Source organism: Burkholderia seminalis, assembly GCF_001718535.1.
GTDB lineage: Bacteria > Pseudomonadota > Gammaproteobacteria > Burkholderiales > Burkholderiaceae > Burkholderia > Burkholderia seminalis.
Genome location: NZ_CP013398.1, coordinates 1,208,563 through 1,233,456, shown reverse-complemented (window position 1 = coordinate 1,233,456; position 24,894 = coordinate 1,208,563). Strand labels below are relative to the sequence as shown.

31 protein-coding genes and 1 tRNA gene are annotated in these 24,894 nt (G+C 63.0%); 14 read left to right on the top strand and 18 right to left on the bottom strand.

Translation table 11 applies throughout. The annotated features are described in order from the left end of the window. Positions 1-443 precede the first annotated feature (443 nt). Positions 444-2,276, top strand: coding sequence for an ABC transporter ATP-binding protein (locus WJ12_RS05705; RefSeq protein ID WP_034186532.1), 1,833 nt, complete (start codon positions 444-446; stop codon positions 2,274-2,276). Between the two features lie 77 nt (positions 2,277-2,353). Here WJ12_RS05705 and otsA read toward each other — a convergent pair whose 3' ends face one another. Both otsA and otsB read right to left on the bottom strand, forming a co-directional pair. Continuing rightward, positions 2,354-3,742, bottom strand: a complete 1,389-nt coding sequence (gene otsA, locus WJ12_RS05700; protein WP_034186531.1) for an alpha,alpha-trehalose-phosphate synthase (UDP-forming) — start codon at positions 3,740-3,742, stop codon at positions 2,354-2,356. After that, positions 3,739-4,491, bottom strand: coding sequence for a trehalose-phosphatase (otsB, locus tag WJ12_RS05695; protein ID WP_034186530.1), 753 nt, complete (start codon positions 4,489-4,491; stop codon positions 3,739-3,741). The genes otsA and otsB overlap by 4 nt, the downstream gene beginning before the upstream one ends. 282 nt (positions 4,492-4,773) lie before the next feature. On the opposite strand from otsB, the gene WJ12_RS05690 reads away from it, so the two are divergent. Genes WJ12_RS05690 through WJ12_RS05680 form a run of 3 tightly spaced genes read left to right on the top strand, consistent with a single transcriptional unit; the run spans position 4,774 to position 6,744 of the window. Beyond that, on the top strand, positions 4,774-5,409 hold the full coding sequence (locus WJ12_RS05690) for an SCO family protein (RefSeq protein ID WP_059560688.1): 636 nt from the start codon (positions 4,774-4,776) through the stop codon (positions 5,407-5,409). 8 nt (positions 5,410-5,417) lie between these two features. Beyond that, entirely contained in the window at positions 5,418-5,864 is a 447-nt protein-coding gene (locus WJ12_RS05685) for a copper chaperone PCu(A)C (RefSeq protein ID WP_034186528.1), read from the top strand. Between the two features lie 10 nt (positions 5,865-5,874). Next, a complete protein-coding gene (locus WJ12_RS05680) occupies positions 5,875-6,744 on the top strand; it encodes a cytochrome c oxidase assembly protein (RefSeq protein WP_034186527.1) in 870 nt (289 codons plus the stop codon). A 10-nt stretch (positions 6,745-6,754) separates the two neighbouring features. Here the strand turns inward: WJ12_RS05680 and WJ12_RS05675 are convergent, their stop codons facing one another. Together WJ12_RS05675 and WJ12_RS05670 are read right to left on the bottom strand one after the other, a co-directional pair. Beyond that, positions 6,755-7,240 (bottom strand): GNAT family N-acetyltransferase, encoded by a 486-nt coding sequence (locus WJ12_RS05675; protein ID WP_034186526.1) that lies wholly within the window; start codon positions 7,238-7,240, stop codon positions 6,755-6,757. 144 nt (positions 7,241-7,384) lie between these two features. Further along, entirely contained in the window at positions 7,385-8,257 is an 873-nt protein-coding gene (locus tag WJ12_RS05670; protein ID WP_059560691.1) for a pirin family protein, read from the bottom strand. 111 nt (positions 8,258-8,368) lie between these two features. Between WJ12_RS05670 and WJ12_RS05665 the strand changes: the two genes are divergently transcribed. Continuing rightward, a complete protein-coding gene (locus WJ12_RS05665) occupies positions 8,369-9,286 on the top strand; it encodes a LysR family transcriptional regulator (RefSeq protein WP_059560694.1) in 918 nt (305 codons plus the stop codon). 79 nt (positions 9,287-9,365) lie between these two features. Then, the gene (locus WJ12_RS05660; RefSeq protein WP_034186523.1) at positions 9,366-9,869 is read left to right on the top strand and encodes a GAF domain-containing protein; all 504 of its coding nucleotides are present in this window, start codon (positions 9,366-9,368) and stop codon (positions 9,867-9,869) included. Positions 9,870-9,965: 96 nt separating this feature from the next. Here the strand turns inward: WJ12_RS05660 and map are convergent, their stop codons facing one another. Next, a complete protein-coding gene (gene map, locus WJ12_RS05655; protein ID WP_034186522.1) occupies positions 9,966-10,772 on the bottom strand; it encodes a type I methionyl aminopeptidase in 807 nt (268 codons plus the stop codon). Next, positions 10,772-11,008, bottom strand: a complete 237-nt coding sequence (locus tag WJ12_RS05650) for a ParD-like family protein (RefSeq protein ID WP_034186521.1) — start codon at positions 11,006-11,008, stop codon at positions 10,772-10,774. Before WJ12_RS05650 ends, map begins: the two co-directional genes overlap by 1 nt. 148 nt (positions 11,009-11,156) lie before the next feature. Here WJ12_RS05650 and WJ12_RS05645 point away from each other — a divergent pair, with 148 nt between their 5' ends. Both WJ12_RS05645 and WJ12_RS05640 read left to right on the top strand, forming a co-directional pair. Continuing rightward, positions 11,157-11,780, top strand: a complete 624-nt coding sequence (locus WJ12_RS05645; RefSeq protein WP_059560696.1) for a helix-turn-helix domain-containing protein — start codon at positions 11,157-11,159, stop codon at positions 11,778-11,780. A 47-nt stretch (positions 11,781-11,827) separates the two neighbouring features. Continuing rightward, on the top strand, positions 11,828-12,376 hold the full coding sequence (locus WJ12_RS05640; RefSeq protein ID WP_034186519.1) for a GNAT family N-acetyltransferase: 549 nt from the start codon (positions 11,828-11,830) through the stop codon (positions 12,374-12,376). A 97-nt stretch (positions 12,377-12,473) separates the two neighbouring features. On the opposite strand, the gene WJ12_RS35800 is transcribed toward WJ12_RS05640, so the two are convergent. From WJ12_RS35800 to WJ12_RS05625, 5 genes are all read right to left on the bottom strand, one after another. Continuing rightward, positions 12,474-12,585 (bottom strand) — tRNA-Ser (locus tag WJ12_RS35800). 115 nt (positions 12,586-12,700) lie between these two features. Beyond that, positions 12,701-14,056 carry a DNA cytosine methyltransferase gene (dcm, locus tag WJ12_RS34410; protein ID WP_083262738.1) on the bottom strand — a complete coding sequence of 452 codons (1,356 nt, stop codon included), beginning with the start codon at positions 14,054-14,056 and terminating at the stop codon, positions 12,701-12,703. After that, positions 14,049-14,999 carry a hypothetical protein gene (locus WJ12_RS35795; protein ID WP_156810491.1) on the bottom strand — a complete coding sequence of 317 codons (951 nt, stop codon included), beginning with the start codon at positions 14,997-14,999 and terminating at the stop codon, positions 14,049-14,051. The genes dcm and WJ12_RS35795 overlap by 8 nt, the downstream gene beginning before the upstream one ends. After that, complete coding sequence (locus WJ12_RS35790) at positions 14,983-16,137, bottom strand: hypothetical protein (protein WP_156810490.1); 1,155 nt, start codon at positions 16,135-16,137, stop codon at positions 14,983-14,985. Before WJ12_RS35790 ends, WJ12_RS35795 begins: the two co-directional genes overlap by 17 nt. A 177-nt stretch (positions 16,138-16,314) precedes the next feature. Continuing rightward, the gene (locus WJ12_RS05625) at positions 16,315-17,019 is read right to left on the bottom strand and encodes an SOS response-associated peptidase family protein (protein ID WP_069245597.1); all 705 of its coding nucleotides are present in this window, start codon (positions 17,017-17,019) and stop codon (positions 16,315-16,317) included. A 121-nt stretch (positions 17,020-17,140) separates the two neighbouring features. Here WJ12_RS05625 and WJ12_RS05620 point away from each other — a divergent pair, with 121 nt between their 5' ends. From WJ12_RS05620 to WJ12_RS05605, 6 genes are all read left to right on the top strand, one after another. After that, a complete protein-coding gene (locus WJ12_RS05620) occupies positions 17,141-17,728 on the top strand; it encodes a hypothetical protein (RefSeq protein WP_107313950.1) in 588 nt (195 codons plus the stop codon). Positions 17,729-17,818: 90 nt separating this feature from the next. Further along, positions 17,819-18,232 (top strand): PAAR domain-containing protein, encoded by a 414-nt coding sequence (locus tag WJ12_RS05615; RefSeq protein WP_069245595.1) that lies wholly within the window; start codon positions 17,819-17,821, stop codon positions 18,230-18,232. A gap of 3 nt (positions 18,233-18,235) precedes the next feature. Continuing rightward, positions 18,236-18,739, top strand: coding sequence for a DUF4123 domain-containing protein (locus WJ12_RS05610; protein ID WP_069245594.1), 504 nt, complete (start codon positions 18,236-18,238; stop codon positions 18,737-18,739). Continuing rightward, the gene (locus WJ12_RS36720) at positions 18,732-19,208 is read left to right on the top strand and encodes a hypothetical protein (protein ID WP_236871757.1); all 477 of its coding nucleotides are present in this window, start codon (positions 18,732-18,734) and stop codon (positions 19,206-19,208) included. The genes WJ12_RS05610 and WJ12_RS36720 overlap by 8 nt, the downstream gene beginning before the upstream one ends. A 121-nt stretch (positions 19,209-19,329) precedes the next feature. Next, positions 19,330-19,698, top strand: coding sequence for a restriction endonuclease fold toxin 5 domain-containing protein (locus tag WJ12_RS34400; RefSeq protein WP_335645901.1), 369 nt, complete (start codon positions 19,330-19,332; stop codon positions 19,696-19,698). Positions 19,699-19,710: 12 nt separating this feature from the next. Further along, the gene (locus WJ12_RS05605) at positions 19,711-20,421 is read left to right on the top strand and encodes an immunity 52 family protein (RefSeq protein WP_069245593.1); all 711 of its coding nucleotides are present in this window, start codon (positions 19,711-19,713) and stop codon (positions 20,419-20,421) included. 39 nt (positions 20,422-20,460) lie between these two features. Here WJ12_RS05605 and WJ12_RS05600 read toward each other — a convergent pair whose 3' ends face one another. The 7 genes from WJ12_RS05600 to WJ12_RS05570 all read right to left on the bottom strand — a co-directional run bounded on the left by WJ12_RS05600 (position 20,461) and on the right by WJ12_RS05570 (position 24,886). After that, entirely contained in the window at positions 20,461-21,249 is a 789-nt protein-coding gene (locus tag WJ12_RS05600) for a DNA adenine methylase (protein ID WP_069245592.1), read from the bottom strand. Positions 21,250-21,419: 170 nt separating this feature from the next. After that, positions 21,420-21,914, bottom strand: a complete 495-nt coding sequence (locus WJ12_RS05595) for a DUF2514 family protein (protein ID WP_069245591.1) — start codon at positions 21,912-21,914, stop codon at positions 21,420-21,422. Further along, complete coding sequence (locus WJ12_RS05590) at positions 21,911-22,405, bottom strand: glycoside hydrolase family 24 protein (RefSeq protein WP_069245590.1); 495 nt, start codon at positions 22,403-22,405, stop codon at positions 21,911-21,913. Before WJ12_RS05590 ends, WJ12_RS05595 begins: the two co-directional genes overlap by 4 nt. A gap of 2 nt (positions 22,406-22,407) precedes the next feature. After that, positions 22,408-22,692, bottom strand: coding sequence for a phage holin family protein (locus WJ12_RS05585; RefSeq protein ID WP_069245589.1), 285 nt, complete (start codon positions 22,690-22,692; stop codon positions 22,408-22,410). Positions 22,693-22,767: 75 nt separating this feature from the next. Beyond that, entirely contained in the window at positions 22,768-23,817 is a 1,050-nt protein-coding gene (locus tag WJ12_RS05580; RefSeq protein ID WP_069245588.1) for a phage late control D family protein, read from the bottom strand. Positions 23,818-23,826: 9 nt separating this feature from the next. Next, complete coding sequence (locus WJ12_RS05575; protein ID WP_059463521.1) at positions 23,827-24,033, bottom strand: tail protein X; 207 nt, start codon at positions 24,031-24,033, stop codon at positions 23,827-23,829. After that, positions 24,008-24,886, bottom strand: a complete 879-nt coding sequence (locus tag WJ12_RS05570; RefSeq protein ID WP_069245587.1) for a phage tail protein — start codon at positions 24,884-24,886, stop codon at positions 24,008-24,010. The genes WJ12_RS05575 and WJ12_RS05570 overlap by 26 nt, the downstream gene beginning before the upstream one ends. Positions 24,887-24,894: the final 8 nt, after the last annotated feature.

The following is a 24,894-nucleotide window of genomic DNA, read 5'->3' as shown; positions in this document are numbered from 1 at the left end:
GCTGCTCAAGGAGCGTCGGCGACGCGACAGGCATAGAACGTTTGAAACGAAGACCCGTTGACAGGGGTTCGTAAAAAAACCTGGAATCGAACCCGGAGCCGATTATCTAGGGTTAATCCCGATACGGCGCACAACATTTCAAACACTTTACTTTGTTACAAAGGCGCAACACTTTGCAACCCGCGGACTCGGGTGTCCGTTCTAGAGTGGAAGGCCCTTTGGCGATCCTCGTCACCCGTGGCTGCCGGCAGCGTGATTCCGGCACACGAGGCAGGACGGGATGCCGGATTTTATCTCAAAATCGACCGCGAGCCCCTGGCCAAGGCAAGATTCGCGCAGCGCGACGCACGGCCTTGTTTACAATGCCGGATTATTCAGTCCGGGCGAACGCCGGCATGCGATCCAGCCGCCACGCTCAATCACCGAATCACCGCACGCATATTTTGGAATCTCTCACCCCTGCCCAGCGCAACGCCCACAACGCGAAGCTGTCGAGCTACGCGCACCGGCCGATCGCGTTCCTGTTCCGCTACATCCGCCTCCACCCCGTCGCGCACCTCATCGTGCTCTTCAGCGTGCTGGCCGCCGTCGGCTGCGCGCTCGGTTCGCAATATGCGATCAAGCACCTGATCGACGTGCTCGCGACCGGGCGCCATCACCCGGGTCCGCTGTGGAGCGCGTTCGCGCTGCTCGTCGGGCTGATCGCGGCCGACAACCTGCTGTGGCGCGTCGGCGGCTGGGTCGCCGCGCACACGTTCGTCGCCGTGACCGGCGACCTGCGGCGCGACCTGTTCCAGTACCTGATCGGCCATTCGCCGACGTATTACTCGGAGAAGCAGCCGGGCACGCTCGCGAGCCGCATCACGGCCACGTCGAACGCGGTGTATACGTCCGAGAACACGATGGCGTGGAACGTGCTGCCGCCGTGCATCGCGGTGATGGGCGCGATCCTGATGATCATCGTCGTCAATCCGCTGATGGCCGCCGGCCTGCTCGGCTGTTCGGCCGTGCTGTCCATCATCCTGTTCAAGCTCGCCGGCCGCGGCTCGGCCCGTCACCATGCGTTCGCGGCGAAGGCCGCGGCGGTCGACGGCGAACTCGTCGACGTGATCGGCAACATGGGCCTCGTGCGCGCGTTCGGGATGACGCTGCGCGAGCAGAAGCGCTTCGGCGCGACGGTCAAGGCCGAGATGGACGCGCGCCAGCAAAGCCTGCTCTATCTCGAAAAGCTGCGCCTGCTGCACGCGGTGATCACCGCGATGCTGTCCGCCGGCCTGCTCGGCTGGGCGCTGTGGCTGTGGGACCAGGGCCGCGCGACGTCGGGCGACATCGTGCTCGTCAGTTCGCTCGGCTTCACGATCCTGCACGGCACGCGCGACCTCGCGGTCGCGCTCGTCGACGTCACGCAGCACGTCGCGCGCTTGTCCGAGGCCGTGAAGACGCTGCTCGAACCGCACGGGATGCCCGACCGCTCCGACGCGCAGCCGCTGGCGGCCACGGGCGGCCGCGTCGACTTCGAGCGCGTGACGTTCGCGTATCCGCACCGCCGCGCGATCCTCGACCACTTCGATCTCCATATCGAACCGGGCCAGCGCGTCGGCCTGATCGGCAAGTCGGGCGCCGGCAAGTCGACCGTGCTCGCGCTGCTGCAGCGCTTCTACGACACGCAGGACGGCGTCGTGAAGGTCGACGGCCAGGACGTGAAGGCGATCACGCAGGACAGCCTGCGCCATGCGATCGCGCTCGTGCCGCAGGACATCTCGCTGCTGCACCGGACGATCTACGACAACATCGCGTACGGCCGCCCCGACGCGACCCGCGACGAAGTGCTCGCCGCCGCGCGCGACGCGCGTTGCGCGGAGTTCATCGAGGCGATGCCGGAAGGCTATGACACGATCGTCGGCGACCGCGGCGTCAAGCTGTCGGGCGGCCAGCGCCAGCGCATCGCGATCGCGCGCGCGATCCTGAAGAACGCGCCGATCCTGCTGCTCGACGAAGCGACGTCGGCGCTCGACAGCGCGTCCGAGGAAGCGATCCAGAGCGCGCTCGACCGCCTGATGGTCGGCCGCACGGTGATCGCGATCGCGCACCGCCTGTCGACGCTGCGCAACTTCGACCGGATCATCGTGATGAACAACGGCAAGGTGATCGACGACGGCCCGCCCGAGGTGCTGCGCAATCGCCCCGGCCTGTACCGCGACCTGCTCGCGAAACAGCACGGCCGCCATCACCCGGCGCACGACGGCAACACGCCGACCGGCGAGCGCGTGGCCTGACGCGCCCCCGCCAGCCGACAAAAAAGCCGCGGTGCATCACGCACCGCGGCTTTTTTCATTGGCGCGGAAACGGCCGGTCAGGCGTGCTGCAGGTCGCGCAGGAAGTTGTCGCGCCACACCGACACGTTGTTCTCGCGCAGCTGCGCGATCATGTCCGTATAGCGTGCGCGCCGCTCGGCGAGCGGCATCGTCAGCGCCTGCGACAGCGCATCGGCCATCCCGTCGATGTCGATCGGATTGACGATCAGCGCGCCCGTCAGCTCGCGCGCGGCGCCCGCGAAACGCGACAGCACGAGCACGCCCGGATCGTCCGGATTCTGTGCGGACACGTATTCCTTCGCGACCAGATTCATCCCGTCGCGCAGCGGCGTCACGAAGCCCACGCGCGCGAGCCGGTACAGCGCGGCCAGCACCTGCCGGTCGTACTGGCGGTGAATGTAGAGGATCGGTGCCCAGTCGAGCTCCGCGTAGCGCCCGTTGATGCGCCCCGACTCCGCTTCGAGCTGCAGCCGGATATCCTGGTACGCGCGCAGGTCCGCACGCGTCGACGGCGCGATCTGCAGGAACGACACGCGGTTGCGGATCGACGCCTGGTGCTCGAGCAGCTTCTCGAATGCCCGGAAGCGCTCGACGAGCCCCTTCGAATAATCGAGCCGGTCGACGCTCATGATCAGCTGCCGCCCGCGCAGCGACGTCGCGAGCGTGCGCACGGCCTTGCCGTGTTCGCCCGCCTGCGCGAGCGACGCGATCTCGTCCGGATAGACGCCGATCGGATAGGCAGCCGCACGCAGCGTCTGGCCGAACGCGCGCACGCGCACGGTGTTGTGCCCGTCGCGCTCGACGTCGCCCCCCGCCTCGAACTCGACGTAGTCGCAGAACGCGCGCAAGTCGGGTTCGGTCTGGAAGCCGAGCAGGTCGAACGCGCACAGCGACTCGACGAGTTCGCGATGCGGCGGCACGTTGACGAGCACCTGCGCGGCCGGAAACGGGATATGCAGGAAGAAGCCGATCCGGTTCTTCACGCCGGCCTCGCGCAGCGCGCGCGCGAACGGAATCAGGTGATAGTCGTGCACCCAGATCACGTCGTCGTCCTGCAGCAGCGGCACGAGCTGCTGCGCGAGCCACACGTTGACGCGACGATAGCCGTCGAATTCGTGGCGGTCGTACTGGATCAGGTCCGCACGGTAATGAAACGCGGGCCACAACGTGGCGTTCGAGAAACCCCGGTAGTACTGGTCGTAATCGCGGCGCGACAGCCCGACGGTCGCGAACGTCACGGGCCCGCGCTCCTCGATGCGGATCTGCGGCTGCGGCGCGCCGGATGCGACGACCTCGCCGCTCCAGCCGAACCACATGCCGCCCGTCTCCTTCAGCGCGTCATAGACGCCGATCGCCAGGCCGCCCGCCGCCGGTTCGCCTTCCGAAATCGGTGCGACGCGGTTTGAAACGATGATGAGCCGGCTCATGCGTGCGGCTGCCCCGTGCCGAGCCAGCGCGCGATCTGCTCATGCAGCGCGTCGACCGAATCGAGCCGCGCGCGGGCCGAGGTCTCGCCCGCGCCGACCTTGATCGACAGGCCGCCGCGCGCGTTGACCACCGCGAAGCCCTTCTCGTCGGTCAGGTCGTCGCCCGCGAACAGCGGCATGCGCCCCGCGAACGGCGGTTCGTCGAGGAACGCCGCCAGCGCACGCCCCTTGTCGACGCCCTTCGGCTTGATCTCGAACACCATCTTGCCGGGCTGCAGCACGTATGCATCGGCATAGTCGGCCACGAGACGCTCGGCCGCTTCGCGCGCGACCGCCTCGCGCTCGGGCGCATTGCGAAAGTGCAGCGCGACGGCCGCGCCCTTGATTTCGAGCAGCATGCCCGGATGACGGTCGACGACACCCGCAAGCTCGCGCTCGATGCGCAACAGGCGTTCGTCGTTGAAGCCGATGCGCTGCGTGTCGCCGTTCGCATCGCGGCGCTCCGCCCCGTGCAGGCCCGCGATCGGCAGGCCGGGCATCTGCAGGAACGTGTCGAGGTTGTCGATGCCGCGCCCCGACACGATCGCGACCGCCCCGTGCGAGCGGCGGCGCAACGCGTCCAGCAGCGTCAGCAGCGACGGCGGAACGTGGATGCTGTCGGGGGTGGGCGCGAGTTCGACGAGCGTGCCGTCGAAGTCGAAGAAGAACGCGGTATCGGTCAGGGACAGGGAAGCCGGAACGGATTGCATCGATTCGATAGTCTGAGGGTCGGCCGGCAACCACGGGCCGCCGCTGCGCGAATGGAATTGTGCGCATCTTACCGCGCCTGCGCACCGAGATGGGCGAAACCGGTACGTCGCCTGCCGCGCGCCGCCGCTTGCGTCAACTGCGACATATTGCCCCGCTCGCTCGCCCCGTACGGGTTTCGAAAGGACGCGGGCGCGCGAATTGCGCTACAGTCGCAACCGTCTGCCGCGCGACGCCTGGCATCACCGCCGGCCGGCCACTTTTCCGACCGATCGAGCCCCAGGATGTCGTCTGCCCGTCCCGCGCCGCCGTGGCGCCTCCCCCGCCTCATCCGCACGGCCGCGGCCCTCGCCGCCGCCGTGACGCTCGCCGCGTGCACGCACGACGAGCCGCGCTGGAACCTGACCAACGTCACCGGCCACCTGCCCGACCTGTCGTTCACGCTGACGGGCGGTGACGGCCGTCCCGTTGACGCCGATGCGTTCCGCGGCCACGTCGCGCTCGTCTACTTCGGTTACACGCACTGCCCCGATGTCTGCCCCGAAACGATGGCGCGGCTGATGGAAGTGCTCGGCAAGCTCGGCCCGCGGGCCAACGACGTGCGCATCCTGTTCGTATCGGTCGATCCCGCGCGCGACACGCCGCAGATGATGCAGTCGTACGTCGCCGCGTTCGACGCCGCGCACGCGCGCGGCCTGACCGGCACCGACGGCCAGATCGAATCGCTCGCGAAACGCTATCGCGTCGCGTACCAGATGGAAAAACGCGATCCGTCCGGCGGCTACGAAGTCACGCACAGCTCGGCCGTCTACATCTTCGACGCAACCGGCCGCGCGCGCCTGCTCGCGACCGATCGCGATTCGCCCGACGCCATCGCCGCCGATGTGCGCCGGATCATCGACACCGCCTCCACGACCTGAATTCCGCCATGAACACGAAGACGACCCTCAAGACGTTCGCCCTCCTCGCCGCGCTGTGCACCGGCGCCCAGGCCTATGCCGCCGGCGCGATCACCGCGCAGGGCGCGTGGGTGCGCTGGCTGCCGAACAAGCTGCCCGCGGGCGGCTACGTGACGCTCGTGAACACGAGCGACAAGCCGGTCGATCTCGTCGACGTCGACAGCCCCGACTACGGGATGGCCATGCTGCACCAGACCGTGTCGAACGGCTCGACGCAGAAGATGGAAATGGTCGACAAGCTGACGATCCCCGCGCGCGGCAAGGTCGACATCGCACCGGGCGGCTATCACTTCATGCTCGAGGAACCGAAGCACGCGATCAAGCCGGGCGACACCGTGCACCTGCGCCTGAAATTCTCCGACGGCGAAACGGTCGACGCACCGTTTGCCGTGAAGTCGCCGGCCCAGGCGAAGTGATCCGCGCGCAATGAACCTCCTGTACTGGCTCGACCCGTGGGAGCCGTCGCCGACGGTCGTCATCGCGGTGCTGACGGCGGCCGTGCTGTTCGCGCGCGGCGTGAAGAAGGCGAAGGTGTCGCCGCTGCGGCAGTTCTCGTTCTGGTTCGGGCTGACGGCGCTCTACATCGCGCTGCATACGCGGCTCGACTATTTCTTCGAGCACGAGTTCTTCATGCATCGCGCGCAGCATCTCGTGCTGCACCACCTCGGGCCGTTCTTCATCGCGCTGTCGTATCCGGGCGCGGCGATCCGCGCGGGCATCCCGTTCCGCTGGCGACAGCGCTTCGTGCGCCCCGCGCTCGCATGGGCGCCCGTCCGGGCCACGCTCGACGTGGTGTTCCATCCGGTCGTCGCGGTCGTGCTGTTCGTCGGGCTGATCTATTTCTGGCTGCTCTCGCCGATCCACTTCATCGCGATGCTCGACTGGCGGCTCTATCGCGTGATGAACTGGAGCATGGTGATCGACGGGCTGCTGTTCTGGTGGCTCGTCGTCGATCCGCGGCCCGCGCCGCCCGCGCGGCTGTCGCCGGGGCGCCGGATCCTGATCGTCGTCGCGGCGATCCCGCCGCAGATCGCGCTCGGCGCGCTGATCTTCTTCACGCCGCACGAGTTGTATCCGATCTACTCGATCTGCGGCCGTGCCTTCACGTGGCTGAGCCCGCTGCGCGATCAGCAGATCGGCGGACTGCTGCTGTGGATTCCCGGCTCGATGATGAGCGTGATCGGTGCGCTGATCGCGCTGCGGCACTGGCTGCGGCTCTCCGCGCGCGGCCGCCTGATCGGCGAACGCGCGGCGCGGCACGCGGACAAGCCGCCGGTGCCCCGCGCCGTGCACTGACCGCCGCGCGTCATGCGCGCGCGCTGCTCATCCACACGTGCGGGATGCCGTCCTCGTCATGCACGTCCGAACTCGGCGTGAAGCCGAACGCCCCGTAGAAACGCTGCAAGTGAGCCTGCGCGTGCAGGCTCACCGGCGTATCCGGCCATTGCGCGCGGATGTGCTCGAGCGCGCGCGACAGCAGCCCGTTGCCGAGGCCCGCACCACGAAACGCGGCGGTCGTCAGCACGCGGCCGATACGCACGTCGGTATGCTGCGCATCGGGCAGCAGCACGCGCAGATAGCCGGCCAGGCGGCCGGCCGGATCGAACGCGGCGAGGTGCCATGCGGCCTGGTCCGCATCGTCGATATCGCGATACACGCAGTTCTGCTCGACGACGAACACGGCGCTGCGCGCCTCGAGGATCGAATAGACTTCGCGCGCCGTCAGCGCGTCGAAGGATTTCCAGCGCCAGTCGAGATCGGCAGCGCTCGGGGATGCGGCGGATGCGTTCATGTACGGTCCTGATTCGGGCGCGCCGGCCGGCGCGCGACAACCGTCGATTATGCCTCGAAGCGCCTGTCGCGCACGACCGCCTGCCCGCTCGCGAAAAAAAGGCCCCGCATTGCGCGGGGCCTGTCCGTCATGCCGTCACGACTGTCATGCCGGCATCTGGCCGAAGCGGCCGCCGTTGAAGTCCTCGATCGCGGTACGAATCTCCGCTTGCGAGTTCATCACGAACGGACCGTAGCCGACGACCGGCTCGTCGATCGGCTCGCCGCTCAGGATCAGCAGCTTCGCGTCGCCGTTCGCTTCGATCTCGACGTCGCTGCCGTCACGGCCGAGTTGCACGAACTGCGCTTCGCGCGCGACCGTCTCGCCGTTCACCTGCACGGTGCCGCTCAGCACGACCACCGCGAGCGTGCGCCCTTCGGCGATCGGGAACCGCGCGTGGCCGCCGGCCACGAGCCGCACGTCCCACACGTCGATCGGCGTGTGCGTGCGGGCCGGGCCGCGCCGCCCGTCGAGTTCGCCGGCGATGATCCGCGCACGCCCGGCGCCGTCCGGCAGCTCGACCACGGGAATGTCCGCGTTCAGCAGCGTCTGATAGCCGGGCGCGCCCATCTTGTCGGCGGCGGGCAGGTTCACCCACAGCTGCACCATCTCGAGCGGGCCGCCCCGCTTCGTGAACGCCTCCGAGTGGAATTCCTCGTGCAGGATCCCGCTCGCGGCCGTCATCCACTGCACGTCGCCCGGGCCGATCGTGCCGCCCGCGCCGGTCGAATCGCGGTGCGCGACTTCGCCGTCATAGACGATCGTCACCGTTTCGAACCCGCGGTGCGGATGCTGGTCGACCCCGCGCGGCGCCGAAACCGAGCCCGGCTCGAACGTCGCGGGGCCGGCGTAGTCGAGCAGCAGGAACGGGCTCAGGTGCGCGCCGTGGGACTGGTAGCTGAACATCGAACGCACCGGGAAACCGTCGCCGACCCAATGTCCGCGCGGCGCACTGTACACACCCTGGATCTTCTTCATGGCCCTTCTCCAAATTGCGGCGAAACACGTGTTTCGCATCCATGGGTAGCAATATAGAGGTGGAACGATCGATCCGGTAGACTGCCGAAATCGCACTCAGCGTTCTATTTCATGAACGATAAAGCACGGGATCTGAACGATCTCTACTACTTCGTGCAGGTCGTCGAACACGGCGGCTTCGCGCCGGCCGGGCGTGCGCTGGACATGCCGAAATCGAAACTGAGCCGCCGCGTCGCGCTGCTCGAGGCACGGCTCGGGATGCGGCTGATCCAGCGTTCGACGCGCCGCTTCACGGTCACCGACGTCGGCCAGACGTACTACGCGCATTGCCGCGCGATGCTCGTCGAGGCCGACGCGGCCGACGAGGCGATCGCGCTGCTGCACGAGGAGCCGCGCGGCATCGTGCGGGTCAGCTGCCCGGTCGTGCTGCTCGATTCGCTGGTCGGGACGATGATTGCCGCGTTCATGGCCGCGTGTCCACGCGTCGAAATTCATCTGGAAGCAACCAACCGTCGCGTCGACGTGGTCGGCGAAGGAATCGACGTCGCGATTCGCGTGCGCCCGCCGCCGCTCGAAGACAGCGATCTCGCGCTGCGCGTGCTGGCGGAGCGCGGCCAGTGCCTCGTCGCGAGCCCCGCGCTGCTGCGCGAGTGCGGCGCGCCGGCCGTTCCCGCCGATCTCGCCCGCCTGCCGAGCCTCGACCACGGCGTGCCGCAGTCCACCCACGTGTGGCGGCTGCGCGGGCCCGACGGCGCGCACGCGGAAATCCATCACCAGCCGCGCCTCGTGACGGGCGGCATGCTCGCGCTGCGCGCGGCGGCCGTCGCGGGGGTCGGGGTCGTGCAGTTGCCGACGATGATGGTCCGCGACGAAGTCGCGCGCGGCGAACTGGTCACCGTGCTGCCGGACTGGGCGCCGCGCCGCGAGATCGTGCACGCGGTGTTCGCGTCGCGCCGCGGGCTGCTGCCCGCGGTGCGCGCGCTACTCGACTTCCTTGCCGAGCGGTTTGCCGAACTCGAGCCCGACTGAGCGCTGCAGACCGCACGTGCGTGCCGTAGACTGCGGTACGCGCCACGCGTCTTTTCACAACCCTTATCGCTTTCCCGCCATGTTCACGCTGTCCAACGACCCCAACGCCTCCAAGGCCGATCAATACGCGACGCTCGTCGAGCAGGCACGCGCGCTCGTCGAGTCCGAACGCGACCTGACGGCCAACGCGGCGAATTTCTCCGCGCTCGTCTATCACGCGCTCGATCGTCTCAACTGGGCCGGCTTCTACTTCTTCGACGGGACCGAACTCGTCGTCGGCCCGTTCCAGGGCAAGCCCGCGTGCGTGCGCATCGCGCTCGGCAAGGGCGTGTGCGGCACCGCCGCGCAGACGCGCGAGACGCAGGTCGTGCGCGACGTGCATGAGTTTCCCGGCCATATCGCGTGTGACGCGGCCTCGGAATCGGAAATCGTCGTCCCGCTGGTGGCCGGCGACGGCACGCTGATCGGCGTGTGGGACGTCGACAGCCCGGTCGCCGCGCGCTTCGACGACGAAGATCGCAAGGGCATGGAAGCGCTGTGCCGCGTGTTCGTCGAACACGCGTGGCAGAAGGCGCGCGGCTGAGCCGCGCCGGCCGGTCGCCGCAAACGGAACGGGCCCCGCGAAAGGGCCCGTCTCATTGCAGTGCCGCGCCTCGTCATACGCGGCGCACGGCCGGCGTCACGCCGCGTGCGTGCCCGACAGCGCCGCGAACGCCTGCGGCTTCGCGTCCTCGGTCAGCACCTCGAAGCCCGTTTCCGTCACCACGACCATGTGCTCCCATTGCGCGGACAACGAATGGTCCTTCGTGACGACCGTCCAGCCGTCGGCCAACACGCGCGTGTCGCGCTTGCCCGCGTTGAGCATCGGCTCGATCGTGAAGATCATCCCCGGCCGCAGCGGCACGCCGGTGCCGGGGCGGCCGTAATGCAGCACCTGCGGCTCGTCGTGATAGACATCGCCGATACCGTGCCCGCAATACTCGCGCACGACGCTGAACCCTTCGCGATGCGCGACCTGCTGGATCGCGTAACCGACGTCGCCGAGCGTCGCGCCCGGACGCACCGCGCGGATGCCCGCGTGCATCGCCTCGTAGGTGGCCGCGACGAGGCGCCGCGCCAGCTCGTTCGGCTCGCCGACGAAATACATGCGGCTCGTATCGCCGAACCAGCCGTCCTTGATCACCGCAATGTCGAGGTTCACGATGTCGCCGTCGCGCATCGGCCGCGAGGTCGGAATGCCGTGACAGACCACATGGTTGACCGACGTGCACAGCGTCTTCGGATAACCGTGATAACCGATGTTCGCGGGAATCGCGCCGAGTTCGTCGACGATGTATTCGCGGCAGCGTGCGTCGAGCTCGTCGGTGGTCACGCCCGGCTTCACGTGCTCGGTGATCATCGTCAGCACCTGCGACGCGAGCTTCGCGGCTTCGCGCGACTTCGCGATTTCCGCGGCCCCGCGGATCGGGATTTCTCGCCTCGCCATTACGCCACCTGCTCGATCTGCGACGCGACCGGTTCCGCCGGCCCCACGTCGCCGCCCCGCGCCTCGGCCTCGATCAACATCTTGCAGATGTCGCCGTAGGACAGCGCCGGGTTGAGTTCCGCCAGCATTCCGACGCGCAACCAATGTTCGGCCTGCGCATTGATCGAACGGCTCAGCGCCGTGCTCGTCGAGCGCAGCCGTTCATGCATGTGCTCGGAAATCTTGATGATGCCCATATATCCCCAATTAAACGAAACGTAGCTATTTCGTATATTACGCTGCGCACGCCCGCCGGGCAAGCTGCCCGAATCCCGTTCCCCTCTCTGTCGGCTGCGGCAAATGCCGTTGACATCAAATTCCAGTTTGCTGGAAAATCAATCCATCATGAAAGAATCCACGGTCACCGCGGCCGACGACAGCGGCATCAACGAGCGCATCGCACGGCGCGTGCGCGAACTGCGCACCGTTCGAGGCTACACGCTCGATGCGCTGGCCGCGCGTTCCGGCGTCAGCCGTTCGATGATCTCGCTCATCGAACGCGCGTCGGCCAGCCCGACGGCCGTCGTGCTCGACAAGCTCGCGGCCGGTCTCGGCATCTCGCTGGCCGGATTGTTCGGCGGCGACCGGGACGACGCGCCCGCGCAGCCGCTGGCCCGGCGCGCGCAGCAGGCCGAGTGGCGCGATCCGGCGTCCGGCTACGTGCGGCGCAATCTCTCCCCGGCCGGCTGGCCGTCGCCGATCCAGCTCGTCGAGGTCGATTTCCCGCCCGGCGCGCGCGTCGCGTACGACAGCGGCGGACGCGAGCGCGTGCTGCATCAGCAGGTGTGGGTCATCAGCGGCCGCGTCGACGTCACGCTCGGCGATGCGCTGCACGCGCTTCACGAAGGCGACTGCCTGGCCCTGCGCCTCGACCAGCCGCTGATCTTCAGCAATCCGTCGCCGCGTCCCGCGCGCTATGTCGTCGTGATCTGCGATGCGTCCGGCGCGGCCGGCGCGCGGAACGCGTAACGCATGCGTGGGGTGTACGCCCCCGTTCAACCCCACCAGGAACCCGTATGAATTCCCCGAAACAGCACGACGACGTGCGCCTGATCGATTGCAGCGAGGCCGAGCACGCAGCGGCCATCCTCGAGATCCTGAACGACGCGATCGCGAATTCGACCGCGCTGTACGACTACCGGCCGCGCCCGCCGGAAGCGATGGTCACGTGGTTCGCGACGAAACGCGCGGGCGGGTTTCCGGTCGTCGGCGCCGTCGACGCATCGGGCACGCTGCTCGGCTTCGCGAGCTGGGGCACGTTCCGTGCGTTCCCTGCGTTCAAGTACACGGTGGAACACAGCGTCTACGTGCGCAGCGACCAGCGCGGTCGCGGGCTCGGCGAACTGCTGCTGCGCGAAGTCGTCCGTCGTGCGCGCGACGCGCAGGTGCACGTGCTGGTCGGCTGCATCGACGCGACCAATGCCGGAAGCATCGCACTGCATACGAAACTGGGATTCGTGCACTCGGGCACGATCACGGAGGCGGGATTCAAGTTCGGCCGCTGGCTCGACGCGGCGTTCTATCAGTTGAAGCTCGATACGCCCGCGCAGCCGGTGGATGGCTGATTGCGCGGAGGCCGTCGCATGCATCCCGTACGGCGGCCGGCAAACGATGCAGAAAAAAGAAAAGCCCCGCCGAAGCGGGGCTTTTTCTCGTTCTACCTGGAGGCGCGAGCCGGAGTCGAACCGGCCTAAACGGCTTTGCAGGCCGTCACATATCGATAAAAATCAATGAATTATGGGATTTGACCGCTCGCAATTGCCGACTCAGCGCCTGCAAATTTCCAATAACCTGTAACAGACGAACTTGCTCGTCGAGCGCTCTCGTCGACTGTGAAACTGTGCTGAGTACGAATCGCGGGGACCATATTCAGCTTCACACCGCAACCACTACACCAGCGCAGGTAATTCCTCTACAGGATTTGCCGGATCACCCCCAATACTTCGTGCACCCGTACGGCAAGCAATCAAATTTCGAATCACTGCCGCTGCCACCTTGACGTTTATGGCGTTACCCAATGCCTTGAACGCCCGACCGTTGGCATCGGGCAGCGCTGTCAACTCGTCCATAGATTGCAGACGAGCACATTCGCGAACGGTCATATATCTGCGCTCCCATGCAACAATCGGAACCTGCGTAGTCGTCATCGCAACCAACGATGGCGAAGTTGTTCTCCTTTTTACACGCACGCCCGACGCCCTGAATTGAATGATGTAGCGCCATATATCGCGCTCCTCTCCTTGGCAATTCCATTCAAGCTTCTGAAGCGAGTGCGGAAACGCCAAGAGACGCGGTAACCATCCATCTATCCAACCCTTATGCTCCCTATACAGTTCTCGATTTTGCCAAATAAACCGTTGCTTCCAATCTGGGAACACGCCTTTCTTTCCGCGAGCGTAACTCGGCACACCTTGCAGCAACTCTTCCTTTGAACTTCCTTTCAACCTTCTACCAAATGACCCACGGAATTTTGAAAGTTCGCCAATCGAAAACTGCCGAAGTGTGTCTCGTGAGTATGGGTAATTCGCACCAAATTCATCCGCCCATATTGGGAAAGACGGCAATTTGGAATTCTTGGGAAATCTCTCCAAAAATTCCTGCCAAACGTTCAGACATTCGACCACGTAGCCCGGCAACGGTTTGGCATCGGATGGATTCGAGTCCAAAACCGTACCAATATCAAGCGTTGCATCAATAGGTACCGGCCAAGAAAACCCGGCAAGCCCGCCCGCAGTTCGCAACCGACCAACCAAATACATCCGCTCTCGAATTTGGGGCACACCAAAGTGATGCGGCGAGAGCTTATGGCTGTCCACATCATAACCTAGCGCGTGAAGTGCCTCTATAACACGTTGATAGGTATTACCATCGTCGTGATTTACGAAATGCGCAACATTTTCCAACACAACAAATTCCGGGCGATGCTGCTCAAGAATTTCAACAACCCGAAAAAAAACAGTCCCACGAACCGCGTCCTTCCATCCGTTCTGGCGACCCGCTTTCGAAAATGGCTGACAAGGGAATCCGGCACACAGAAGATCGTGGCCAGGAATGGATTCGAGAGGTACCTTCTGAATGTCTCCAGCCGCCGGCACCCCGAAATTGCGCTGGTATAGGCTGCGGAGGTCGTCTTGAAGCTCAGATGCAAACACACACTCCCCGCCCACTGAGGTCGCCGCAAGATGGAAACCGCCGAGTCCAGCGAATAAATCTATAAATCTCAAATTCGCCTCGCGCTTAAGCATCCAATGGCGGCAAAGCCGCAATTCGCGGCCCCACCCACTCCACTAAATCTGCGTTGAGATCTGGAACATCCCACACATGCTCCGCTGCTCTACCCGGGTTGAGCAACCTATATCGATCCAGAAACACGCCATTCACTTTCGTGGCCTCTTTTCTAAACTCCTGCTTATCCGTAAACGAATAAGGAATCACGAATCCTTTAACCGGTGGAGAGTTGAAGTTAATTATCTTATTCCATACAGTTAAATCAGGAGTATGCCTCTTCCTTTGCCAATCCTTTCCACTAGCACACTGAACCATCAAAAGTGGGGACGAAGAATTTTCGTCACCGAACGAATACGCCGCCAGCAAATCCAGACCTAATTCATTTGCGTGACTATCAACATAAACATCGATTTCCGAGCCAGCAACCTCGTTTAATGAACTGACGATATCGTCGATAATCTCGTACAGCCTGACCGGGTTATCCGGAGCCCACCCCACACGCTGGATTCGCCATCCTGGCAACATGTTAACTAACGAGTGATGCGCCACGCGCTCAAACAAACTCCCTTGCACGCTCGAATCGTATCCATAGTCACGAGCCCACCTTGGATACACATAACTCCCACAGGACAAAGCCAAGCAAAAAGCGTAGGCGGGAAAATCCCGCCACTCGCCGCGCCGCTCAATTCTGTCCGCCGTTAGGCGCAGTTGCAACGCACCGCCAGCATTCAAAGCGTTTACCCGAGCTCGCAGAATACTCCAAACGCTATCAATAAATTCAAGCGCAAAATCCTGCGATTGGTAAATTTCATTTTCCAGAAGCACGTCAACAATATCGGCCTTGGAAAGACTGTCATCCGAAAAGACAACGCTCGATTCAATCCAATCGCATACAATTCCAAGATTCGAATTATGCTTCTTGGCGGATGCGCTAATCCCACTCTCAGGCAGTCCCAGCATCGTCGCACAAATCCTTTTTCAGTTCTTCTTCGATTGCCGGAAAAATGCTCACCAACTGCAACACGTCAGCCGAAAGTCTTTTAACTGCTTTTTGCACACGCTCCGATTTACGATGTATATGCGCATCCTGAAGCGCAAGTTGCACATTATCGGAAGCGAGAGCAACATATTCGAGCACATTCTCCTCACCCAACCCCGCCTTTCTATATGCGAGCTCAAATCGAGGCTTTTCCGTGCGCTCAAGATATTCCACGGCCTCATCGCTCTCTAGAATTTTTCCGAACGAATCGACATAGCGGGAATCAGTAAACAGTGGCTCACTTCTACTATCACCAAATAACCATTTGGCGAAATTCGCGAGATTCTGCAAATGCTCCTGCGGAACAGGATATTTAGCCTCGTCTGGAGACGCTTGAATATTGATATCCAAGTATTTTTGCGCGCCGGCGGTTCGAAGCGACAGGTACAACACGCTAAACTTCTCTTCTACACGATCAACATCAACATCCTCGTGCTCATCCATCTGAAGCAGCAGGCGATAAGAAATATAATGCTGCCGAACGGTAGGTGTTTTACTACCAATCTTCCTACGTACGTCATCGTAAGAAAGATTTTCGTCTTCGATCAATTTCGCAATATACTGAGCCTTCTCTGCCGGCTTCCACTCCTTGATACCAGTGACGTGGCGAAAACCGAGATAGGCAGAAACATCCTTCCGGTCGCCCACTTCGATATAAGGAATGTCATCGAAGAAACCGTTCTCAACACGCCGAGATCCAATCAACTCACGCCACTTGGATGAAATAGGTGCCCCATCTGCAGCCTGCTTCAACAATTTAAGCGCAGCTAAGCGTCGATTCCCTTCAACTACAACCAAGTGATCAGAACCATACAGCTTCTCTTTTACAACTATCAGCGCTTCTTGTGGCCAAAATCCGCTTTCCAAAAAAGAGGTCGCGAGTTCGTCAAGCGTCCAATCCTTCATCGCGTCCAGGACTTTATCCTGCGACAACTTGTCGGATGCAACTCGACGACCTAAACGCGGATTAGTCGGATCTAGATAAAGATCATCGACCTTTGCATACTCGATCCGCGGAGCCGCCGGCATATGTAGTCCCTTTAAAATATTTCCACGCACGGTAACTCGTTGTTTACAAAAGAGTCTCGTGCTACTCGCGCGACAGCATAACATACCCATCGCAGCTCAAAAAGCGTACTCGACTGCCCAATGGCCGGCCGCCGGCCAGCCACTCCGGCAACGACTTCGCCGACTGAGGCGGGTCTCTCCTGTCCGTCTCGAGTCCGCACCAGCAAGTCACTTTGGTTCTGCAACCATCTCTTCGGCCCGGTAGAGCTGAAGCATCGCGCGTGCAGCCTCGACGTTCGACGTCGTCAACCACTCTTCCCAGTCGTCAGGTCGCAGGATCACGACCGATCGTTTTTCGTCGGCCGGTTTGTGCATGCGCGACATCAGCGGGTGGCCGTCGGCGTTGACGGTTAGCATCGCCATCGCATGAATGTCGGTGCCGTCCGGGCGATGCAGCGTTTGCCAGATACCGGCGACGCACATCGTCGGGCGATCGATCACGCCGATGCGTTGCCACACGCATCGCCCGAGCACCCATTTGCCATCGTTGTCTTGATACGCGTCCGGATACGATGGCTCGACAACGTACTTGGCCGGGATGAGGCAGCGGCCGCCGGCTCGCCACGTTGGTGCAAATAGCCGCGACTTCCCCACGTTGTCATCACGCACGTTCATCAGCGTGCGCATGATATCCGGCTTCTTGCCGGCCGCCTTTGCCGCTTCAATCCGCTCCTTCTGTACCGCGCGCGGCACGAAGCCGAAGCCCGCGATCAGCGGCTTGAACTGCCCGCCGACATATCCGACGATCGGGGCGTCGTAGTCTTGGTAGATCTCCGGCTTCCACGGCGTCCATCGGTACAGGTCACGGAAGCTGTCAATCTTCAGTTCGCTCAGACCTGGATCTTCGCCCGGCGCAACGTAATTGGTGCACACAGCCCGCCCCTATTTTTGAGACTTGACGGCCTCATCTTACTCCGCGATAAACTGTATATCCATACAGTGCTTTGCTCGCATCATGATCTTGCCCCCATTCGACCCTCCTCAGTTTGACGCTATGTCGCAATGGTGGCGCACATGCACGTATGCCGACGTCCATCGACTGATTCTCGAAGTGCTGCACCTGCGAATTACGCTGCGTGAGATGGGCACCCTGACCGGCGACGCCACGAGAATGATCGCGTACCTCGATCGTGCCGACGAGCTGCAATACGCAGCCCCCCTGCGCCGCCTATCAAACAAGATCGACAAAGAGATCGTGCGGGCCGGACGCATGGGCAATCCGCGCGCATCGGTTGCTCCGTTCTCTGACGAGTGGCGCGCTCGCGAAGCCATGAAATGCAGGCTTCACGACGTCCCCGGCGAACCCGATCCCGGCTCCGACAAGGCAACGAAACTGCCTGAGTTCCAACGCTTGACATGGGAGGAGCTTCGCGACGCGTGGAGCGCGATCCCCTACAAGAAAAATCGCTCGCTCACGGTCGAACAGCGCTTCGTGCTGGAAGTCGTGCACGTCCGCCGGACGCTGCGGCTCATGGCGAAAATGGTCTGCGCTGCCGAGTTGGAATTGAAGAAGAACGGCTATCCCGACTCGTTCGCACTCGACCAGCTCCGCCGCATGATTGACGGCGCTCGCTTCGATTGACAATAGTTGACCGCCTGCGAGTTAGCCAACAGTCAGCCATTCTCCCGGAAATGGTAAATTCATACGAAAACCACACCTACGAGAGAACATATGGCCCGAGCCATGATTTGCGTCGGCGATACGACGACGCATGGCGGCCGCGTGCTGGAGGGCAGCGCGACCGCAACCATTGACGGAAAGCCTATTGCCGGCGTCGGCCACAAGGTACTTTGCCCGCAGTGCAAAGGCGTCTTTCCTATCCTGCCGACAGGGCGGCAATACTCGCACACGTTCGACGGACGAGAAACCGCTGTCGAGGGCATGAAAACCGCGTGCGGAGCGACCTTGATCGCGTCGCAATCGTCGGCGACGTTCGACGACGTCGGATCTGGCAATGCAACGACTGGCGGCGCAAGTGCGGCCGTCGCAGCGACTGCCGCAGCGCTCGCTCCCTCGTCGACGCTCTGTCTCGAATGTCTCAAAGCAGCGGCCGAGAACGCCGCGACGATGATCGCGCGCGGGTAGCACATGACCGAAAACTCGATCGAAGCCTTCTTCTTCAGGCGGCAACAGCAGTTGACCATGCAGGTGCATCTCTATGCACTCGTCGACGGCCTGCTTTACGCGAACGCGGCGAATGGGTCGGCCCCACGGCGATCTCAGTCGGCCATCGCTGTGTTCGACGGGACGCAGGACGCGTCACTCGCTGATGCTGGACCTTGGCTTTTTGCGTACGACGGCGCGGCCGGCGATGTCCGACGCACTCTCTCCACAATGGCCGCCAGTTCCACAGGCGTGTCGTGGCTGATCAGCGCCTATCCGATCGAATCACTCGCTAACGAGCTGCGCAGCCGCCTCGACGTACGCTTGCCGGACGGAAGCACGGCCCTACTTCGTTTCTACGACGCTCGCATCATGGCCGACATGGCGTCGCTGATGGAATTCTCACAGCGCATGCAGTTCTTCGTCGCGACATTCAACTGGCTCGTCGAAGTGAATGGAAAACTGAAGGGAGTACACCCGCATGCTTGAACTGACAAGCGAACAGGTCGCCGGCCTTGCCGAGATCGACGCGCGCGGATATGTCGAGCGGGTGAGACTGGATCTCGTCAAAGCTGATCCGAAGCTTGCCGACGACAGCACACTGCCGGCGCGGCTCTGGAGCGCATACATTGCCGCGCGACAGCTCGGCATCCACGCCGACGAGAACGTCGAAGCGTTTCTTCACATCGAAGCGTACTCCCCGAGTTTCTACACGAAGCCGGCGACACGTACATGGCTCACTCGTCCCGGACGATCGCCCGACGAACGCTTTCACGACTACTTCCGCGTCATGAAATGGCGCATCGAACATCCAGAATACGACAGGAGATCAACAGATGGCGGGGTTCGCGGTACCGATAATCGAAGCAGCAGCGGCGGAGCTTGGGCCGGTATTAGCGCGAGCTGGCGTCGCCTTATTGGGCGGCCTGGGACTGGCGGGGACGGCGAGCCTGTCTAGCGATACGCCGAAGGATGAGAGCAAGGCCAAGACGGACGCCAAGGCTGTGCCGCGCACCGGAGAAAAGTGCAAAAAGTGCCCGCCGGAAGAATCTGGGCAGCCCCTCCGTAGAAACTATCACATGTCCGCACATGCTCGAAGCTACCAAGGCCGCGTCACGGGGCGGCCGTATAGCGTTGAGGAAGGGTGGAGCGAGGAATGGGTGTGGCTCGGAACTGATTTCGACGGATTCTTGCCTGCCGAGTGCCTACTACAAGAAGCAAAGTCACTTTATGCGAAGTTTTTCGAGCGCGACGAACACGGCGAACTTCAGCCGCGTGAATGGTTCGACGGTCACGAAGACCTTCAGAATGCCTTGATCCGGCAAGCGAAAAAGGTGAACGCAAACCCTCCTGCTCGCCTGAAATGGTATTTCGAAGAAGCTGATACTCGGGAGTTCATGCTTCCCTACCTGACCACCTACCGAGTACAGTCGGTCGTGCAACCGTAATCCGAGACGAATATGGACTTCAGGCTTCAATTCAAGGACGCAACGCTCGATCCGATGAACTTCGAGCAGGCACTATCACGCATTCATGTCGTGACGACCGAGCTGGCCCAGATCGACCCAAAGTTTAGTCGCTGGTACGCACGCGGGAAAAGCCGCGACGAAGCGCTGCTCTATCCCGCGTTCGAAGACGGGGCACCATCAACAGCAATCCAAGCCGTACTGAAGCACAAGTTCGCGGCAGACCCAACGACAACATATGTAGCGTTATGGGACGGCAACGAAGGCGACGCGCGTGGCGCGACCCTCGCATGCCATCTCAATGAGGCAGGCACTTATAACTCGTTTGAGCTATCGATGTTGGACGCAGCAGTCCTCGGCAATCTCGATTCGGTGCTTAGAATCGTACGCTCCATCGTTACAGCGTTCGACCCGGCCTACGTCACGGTCTCCCCGCGGAGCTACGTGGCAAAGCAAGTTTTCGACGACAAACCCGGAGTCGGTTGGATGCTTTACCTGCCAACCGTCATAACACAGCAGCAGGTTCCTGAGGCCCGCGAGATTGTTCCTGTCCCGGAGGCCGGCAAGGCCCAGATTGGCACAATCATCGTCAGCACAATCGATGCTCCGTTCTCGATGCAGAATCCCGAGCACATCGAGACGGCAAATCGCATCGAGGTCCGGCTCGTCGATCAAGATCTCTTGCCCGCCTTTGCAGATCTGTAATTGCAATGCCGGCGCGACCCGTTGCGCCGGCATCCTCGGTTAGAACAACCCTACAGGCTGCGCCGCATCATCCCAACTGAAAATGATCAGCTCGTTTCGTTCGACGCCCCTCCCACCGCCGACCGTGTATTGAATCGGCACGGTCTCGATGTGAAATCCGTCGAACACGCGTCGAATGTCGGGATGATCGTTGAGACTCACGATCGCGCGACCTTTGATCGATCGCAGGCGTTGCGCCATCTTCTCGTACTCGCCGAAGGGAAACGTCACGCCATACCCTTCCGTCTCGTAATACGGTGGGTCCAAGTAGAACAGCGTATGCGGGCGATCATAGCGATCGATGCACGCAGCCCAATCCAGCCGCTCAATGAACGTGTTCGCAAGCCGCAGGTGGGCTGCAGACAGTTCCTCCTCAATACGCAACAGGTTCAGACCCGGCGGTGTCGTTGTCGCTGTCCCGAACGTCTGCCCTTCCAGCTTCGCCCCAAAGCAACTTTTCTGCAGGTAATAGAACCGGGCCGCACGCTGGATATCGGTGAGGGTTTCCGGGATCGTCTGCTTCAGCCACTCGAACACCTGCCGGCTCGTCAACGCCCACTTGAACTGGCGCACGAACTCCTCCAGGTGATGCTGCACGACGCGATACAGATTGATCAGTTCGCCGTTCACGTCGTTTACGACCTCGACCTTGGCCGGCGGTCGGAGAAAGTACAGTGCGGCCCCGCCTGCGAACACTTCGACATAGCAATCGTGCGCCGGGAAACGCGGGATGAGATGGTCTGCAAGACGGCGCTTGCCGCCGATCCACGGAATGATGGGATTTGCCATTGTGAAAGCCGTTTTTAAACTTGGTGTAGAATCCGGCCCGCCTACCGGTAGGTAGCAGGGCCTTGGCTGATTCACTGGCGTAGACAGTGGAAAGGCGACCGGGAGACGTGTTCCAGCACGTTCCCCGGTCGCCCTGTTTCATTCGAGGCCATCCGGCCTCGATAGGCGCGCTACTGCGGCAGATTGCTTTGTGCGTCGCCGATCAACGCGTCGTAACTGCGCTCACACTGCTGGCCGGCGATGCCTCGCTCGTCAGCGATCTTCGCCAGCTCTCCCGCGCGCTCGTCAGCCCGGCCGAACACGTCGGCAAGCAGATCGAGGGCGTCGCCGGCTGTCGTGCTTCCGGTCGAAGCGCCGGCACGCCGGATGTCGGCAACGAGTGCAGCGACCTGCTTGCGCAGGCCGACAGCAGCACCATCGGCAGCAGCCGCATCAGCGACCGCCTGATCACGTTTCTTCGCAGCATCGGTTGCGATCCCCTCTTGTACCGCCAACCGGCGGCGAAACTCGTTACGTTCGTTCGTCAGGTCGTCGATCCGCCTCGCCTGATCCGCAACCTTCGCGGACTGGTCGGCGTCACGATGCCCCTTGAAATACCCGCAGGCCGAGCCGGCGACGACGCCGGCAACGACGAGCAGCCAGATACGCGGGTCGATCCAAGTCATGCGACCACCTCCCCGCCGGCCGCGCGATACGCGGCCAGCAAATGCTCGATGTCGTTCTCATGCTGGCCGTATCCGGCCCCCGGCAGACTGGCCCACACGTTCGACACCTTCGCGACGGCTTCGCGAAACCGCCCAGCGTCGATCAACGGCAATGCACCGTGCTCGCGCAGCTGCTGCAGCGCATACCGGTCCTGCGACACCGGCCCGAAGTCGGGCAGCTTCATCTGCACCTGATAGATCCGCCACCAGCGCGTGAGGATCTGGTAACGGCCAGCCGCCGTCGACGGCACCCGGATCTGCCGGTTGAGCACGTTCGGATGCGACGCGTAGCTGGAGAACAGCAGCGGACGCGACGCTGTCGACCCGACCAGCACGTTGTATCCGTCGTCCGTCTTCGCCAGCAGCGCCGATCCAATCTCGCTGACCGCAATCGCATCGAGAAACGCCACACGGTTCTTTCCGCCTGCGGCGGCAACACTGATTTGTGCCATCGTTACTTCTCCCCAAACAGACGCTTCGCATGCCGACGCAGCAGCACTTCGAGGTACTGCGACCCGACAATGCCGAGTGCGCTCCCGAGGCCGAGCAGCGTGATCGGCGGCAGGTCCGGGATCTGCAGCAACGCAAGCCCGGCCACCATCGACGTCGCCGACCCCAACACGGCACGACCGGCAACGAGCCGAACCGTCAAATGCTCATTCCCCACCAACACCTTCGCGATGCCAATCAAACCGCCCATGATGATCAGCTCCAGAATCGTCTTTTCATGGTCTTGCATCGGTTCCCCTTGCCCGATAAAAAGAAAGGCCGCTCCGGTTTCCCGTGAGCGGCCTTCGAATAACAGTGCGCGGCGTTACTTCGGCGCCGGCACCACCAGATCGATCTTCTTGCCCTTCTTCTTCCCGTGTCCGACCTTCGCTTTCCCCTTGTTCCCCCCATTCAATGTGACGACCGTGATCCACCCGCGTGACGCAAACGTGTGTTCGACCGACTCGATCAGAAACTCGCCGTCCACGCCCTTCTTGAATCCCTGCAGCGCAATCGTCTTCTCGGCCGACAGATCTGCGCGGCCGCGCATCGTCAGCCGGCTCGTCGACGTGTGCCGGTTGAGCGTCGCCATTCGCGACGTCGCCCCGGCCTTCGCCGCTTCCGGGCTGGCAAACGCATGGCGCTCGGTATGCACCGCGGACGCACCTGGCGGGGCGTCCGGATTCGGGATCGTCAGATCGATCTTCTTCCCCGTCTTGCGATCGTGCACCTTCGTGCGAACGGCCGCAAAGCTCGCGCGGTCCGGAAAGTTGATGTCGTAGTCGAGCAGATCGCCGGGCATGAGCGTCACGATCGGCAGTGGCTTGCCGCTCGCGCTCTTGCCAGCGCCCCGAGGCAGCACGATCAGCTTGCCGGCCTTGACCGTCGCCGTCGCACCGTACTGGCGAGCCACGCGCGTGATGAAGTGCAGATCGCTTTCGCCGAACTGGTCGATACGCGGCACGACGACGTCGACGTCGCACGCGGCCGACCACTTATTGCGACGCGCGACGTCGCCGACGATGTCGGCCAGCTTCGCGTTCGTCCAGCTCCCGTATCGCTGCGTTTTCGAAGTCGCGCGCATGTTGGCCGGCTTGCCCCGGATCACGACGCTGGCCGGCGGCCCGCGCACGCCGACCTCGTCGACGGCATACTCGCCGAGCATCGACAGCCCCTGCCCCTCCCATCCGATCGACACCTTCAGCGTCGCGCCCTTCGGCGGAAACTCGATGCGGCCGTCACGGTCGTCGAGCGTGATCGTGCACTCGTCTGCGTCCAGACCGGGTTTATCGATCGCCCGGATCTCCAGCACGCGGTCCTGAATCACCTTCGTCACGTCCGAGCCGTTCGCGACAACCTGAAAAATCGCTTCCATCGCCCCTCGCTATGTCCAAAGCTGGACCGATTCGACACGCGGCGCATCGAGATCCGGCATCACGATCTCGACGCCAGACGGAAACGGCTGCGGTCGATTCGCCAGCCCCGGATTCGCGTCGTAGACGGCCTCGACCGTGCCCTGCAGCGTCCCGTAGTACCGATAGCAGAGCGTGTCGAGCACGTCGCCGTCAGACGTTCTTAAAGTCTTCGCCATAGCGGCCGAACTCCACCGAGAAAGTTTGCTTGCGCGGCATGCCGTCCGCGAGCAGCGCGTCCTGTTCCTCTTCGATCGCCTGCAACAGCCAGCGGCCGAGCACTTCGCCGTCGCCCGTCGTGAGCTGCACGGGCTTCATCCGGCCACCGATCGCACGCAGTCGGCTGATCTGCTTCGTTCCGGCACCGAGTGACGGGAACACGACGCCCGACAGCGTGATCGTCTCGCCCCCTTCGCTGACCGGTTGCAGCGCATCCTGACGATTCAGGCGCTCCTGAGACGCGACGCGATACCGCGTCGCCCGTCGCAGCTTGTCGTGAGCAGCCGTCGACAGGTTGAAGTGGAACGCGTCGCCGGCATCCGTCGTCATCGTCATCAGGTGCGGCGTGCTCGACGACGCACCGTCGACCAGCCCGGACAGCATCGATCCGACGCCCGTCGACTTGATCAGGTCCATCACCGCCGAGTCCTTCAGACCCACCGCTGCGTTGAACTGGTTCCACGCCCCGCCAAGCGCCGACTTCACGCTGTCAGCGGCAGCCCGCACAAGGGGGAAATTCGATCCGTCGACGGCCTTCAGAATCGAGCCGATCGACGCCTGCGTCGCATTGAAACTGCGCACGACTGCGCCGACTTGCGGAAACAAGTCCGACGCCACCGACAGGGCACTCGTCGCACCCGTCAGCAGCTCGGCCGCGCTGCTGAGATTGCCGGTCGCGAGACGCTGCAACACGTCGACCGTCGCCATGCTGGCCGCGCGGTTCCGATCGAAGATGCGGACCATCTGCCGCACGCGCTCCGTTGCAATGCCTGCCTGCGTCGCCGCCCCCGTGATCTGTCGAATCACGTCCATAGCACCTC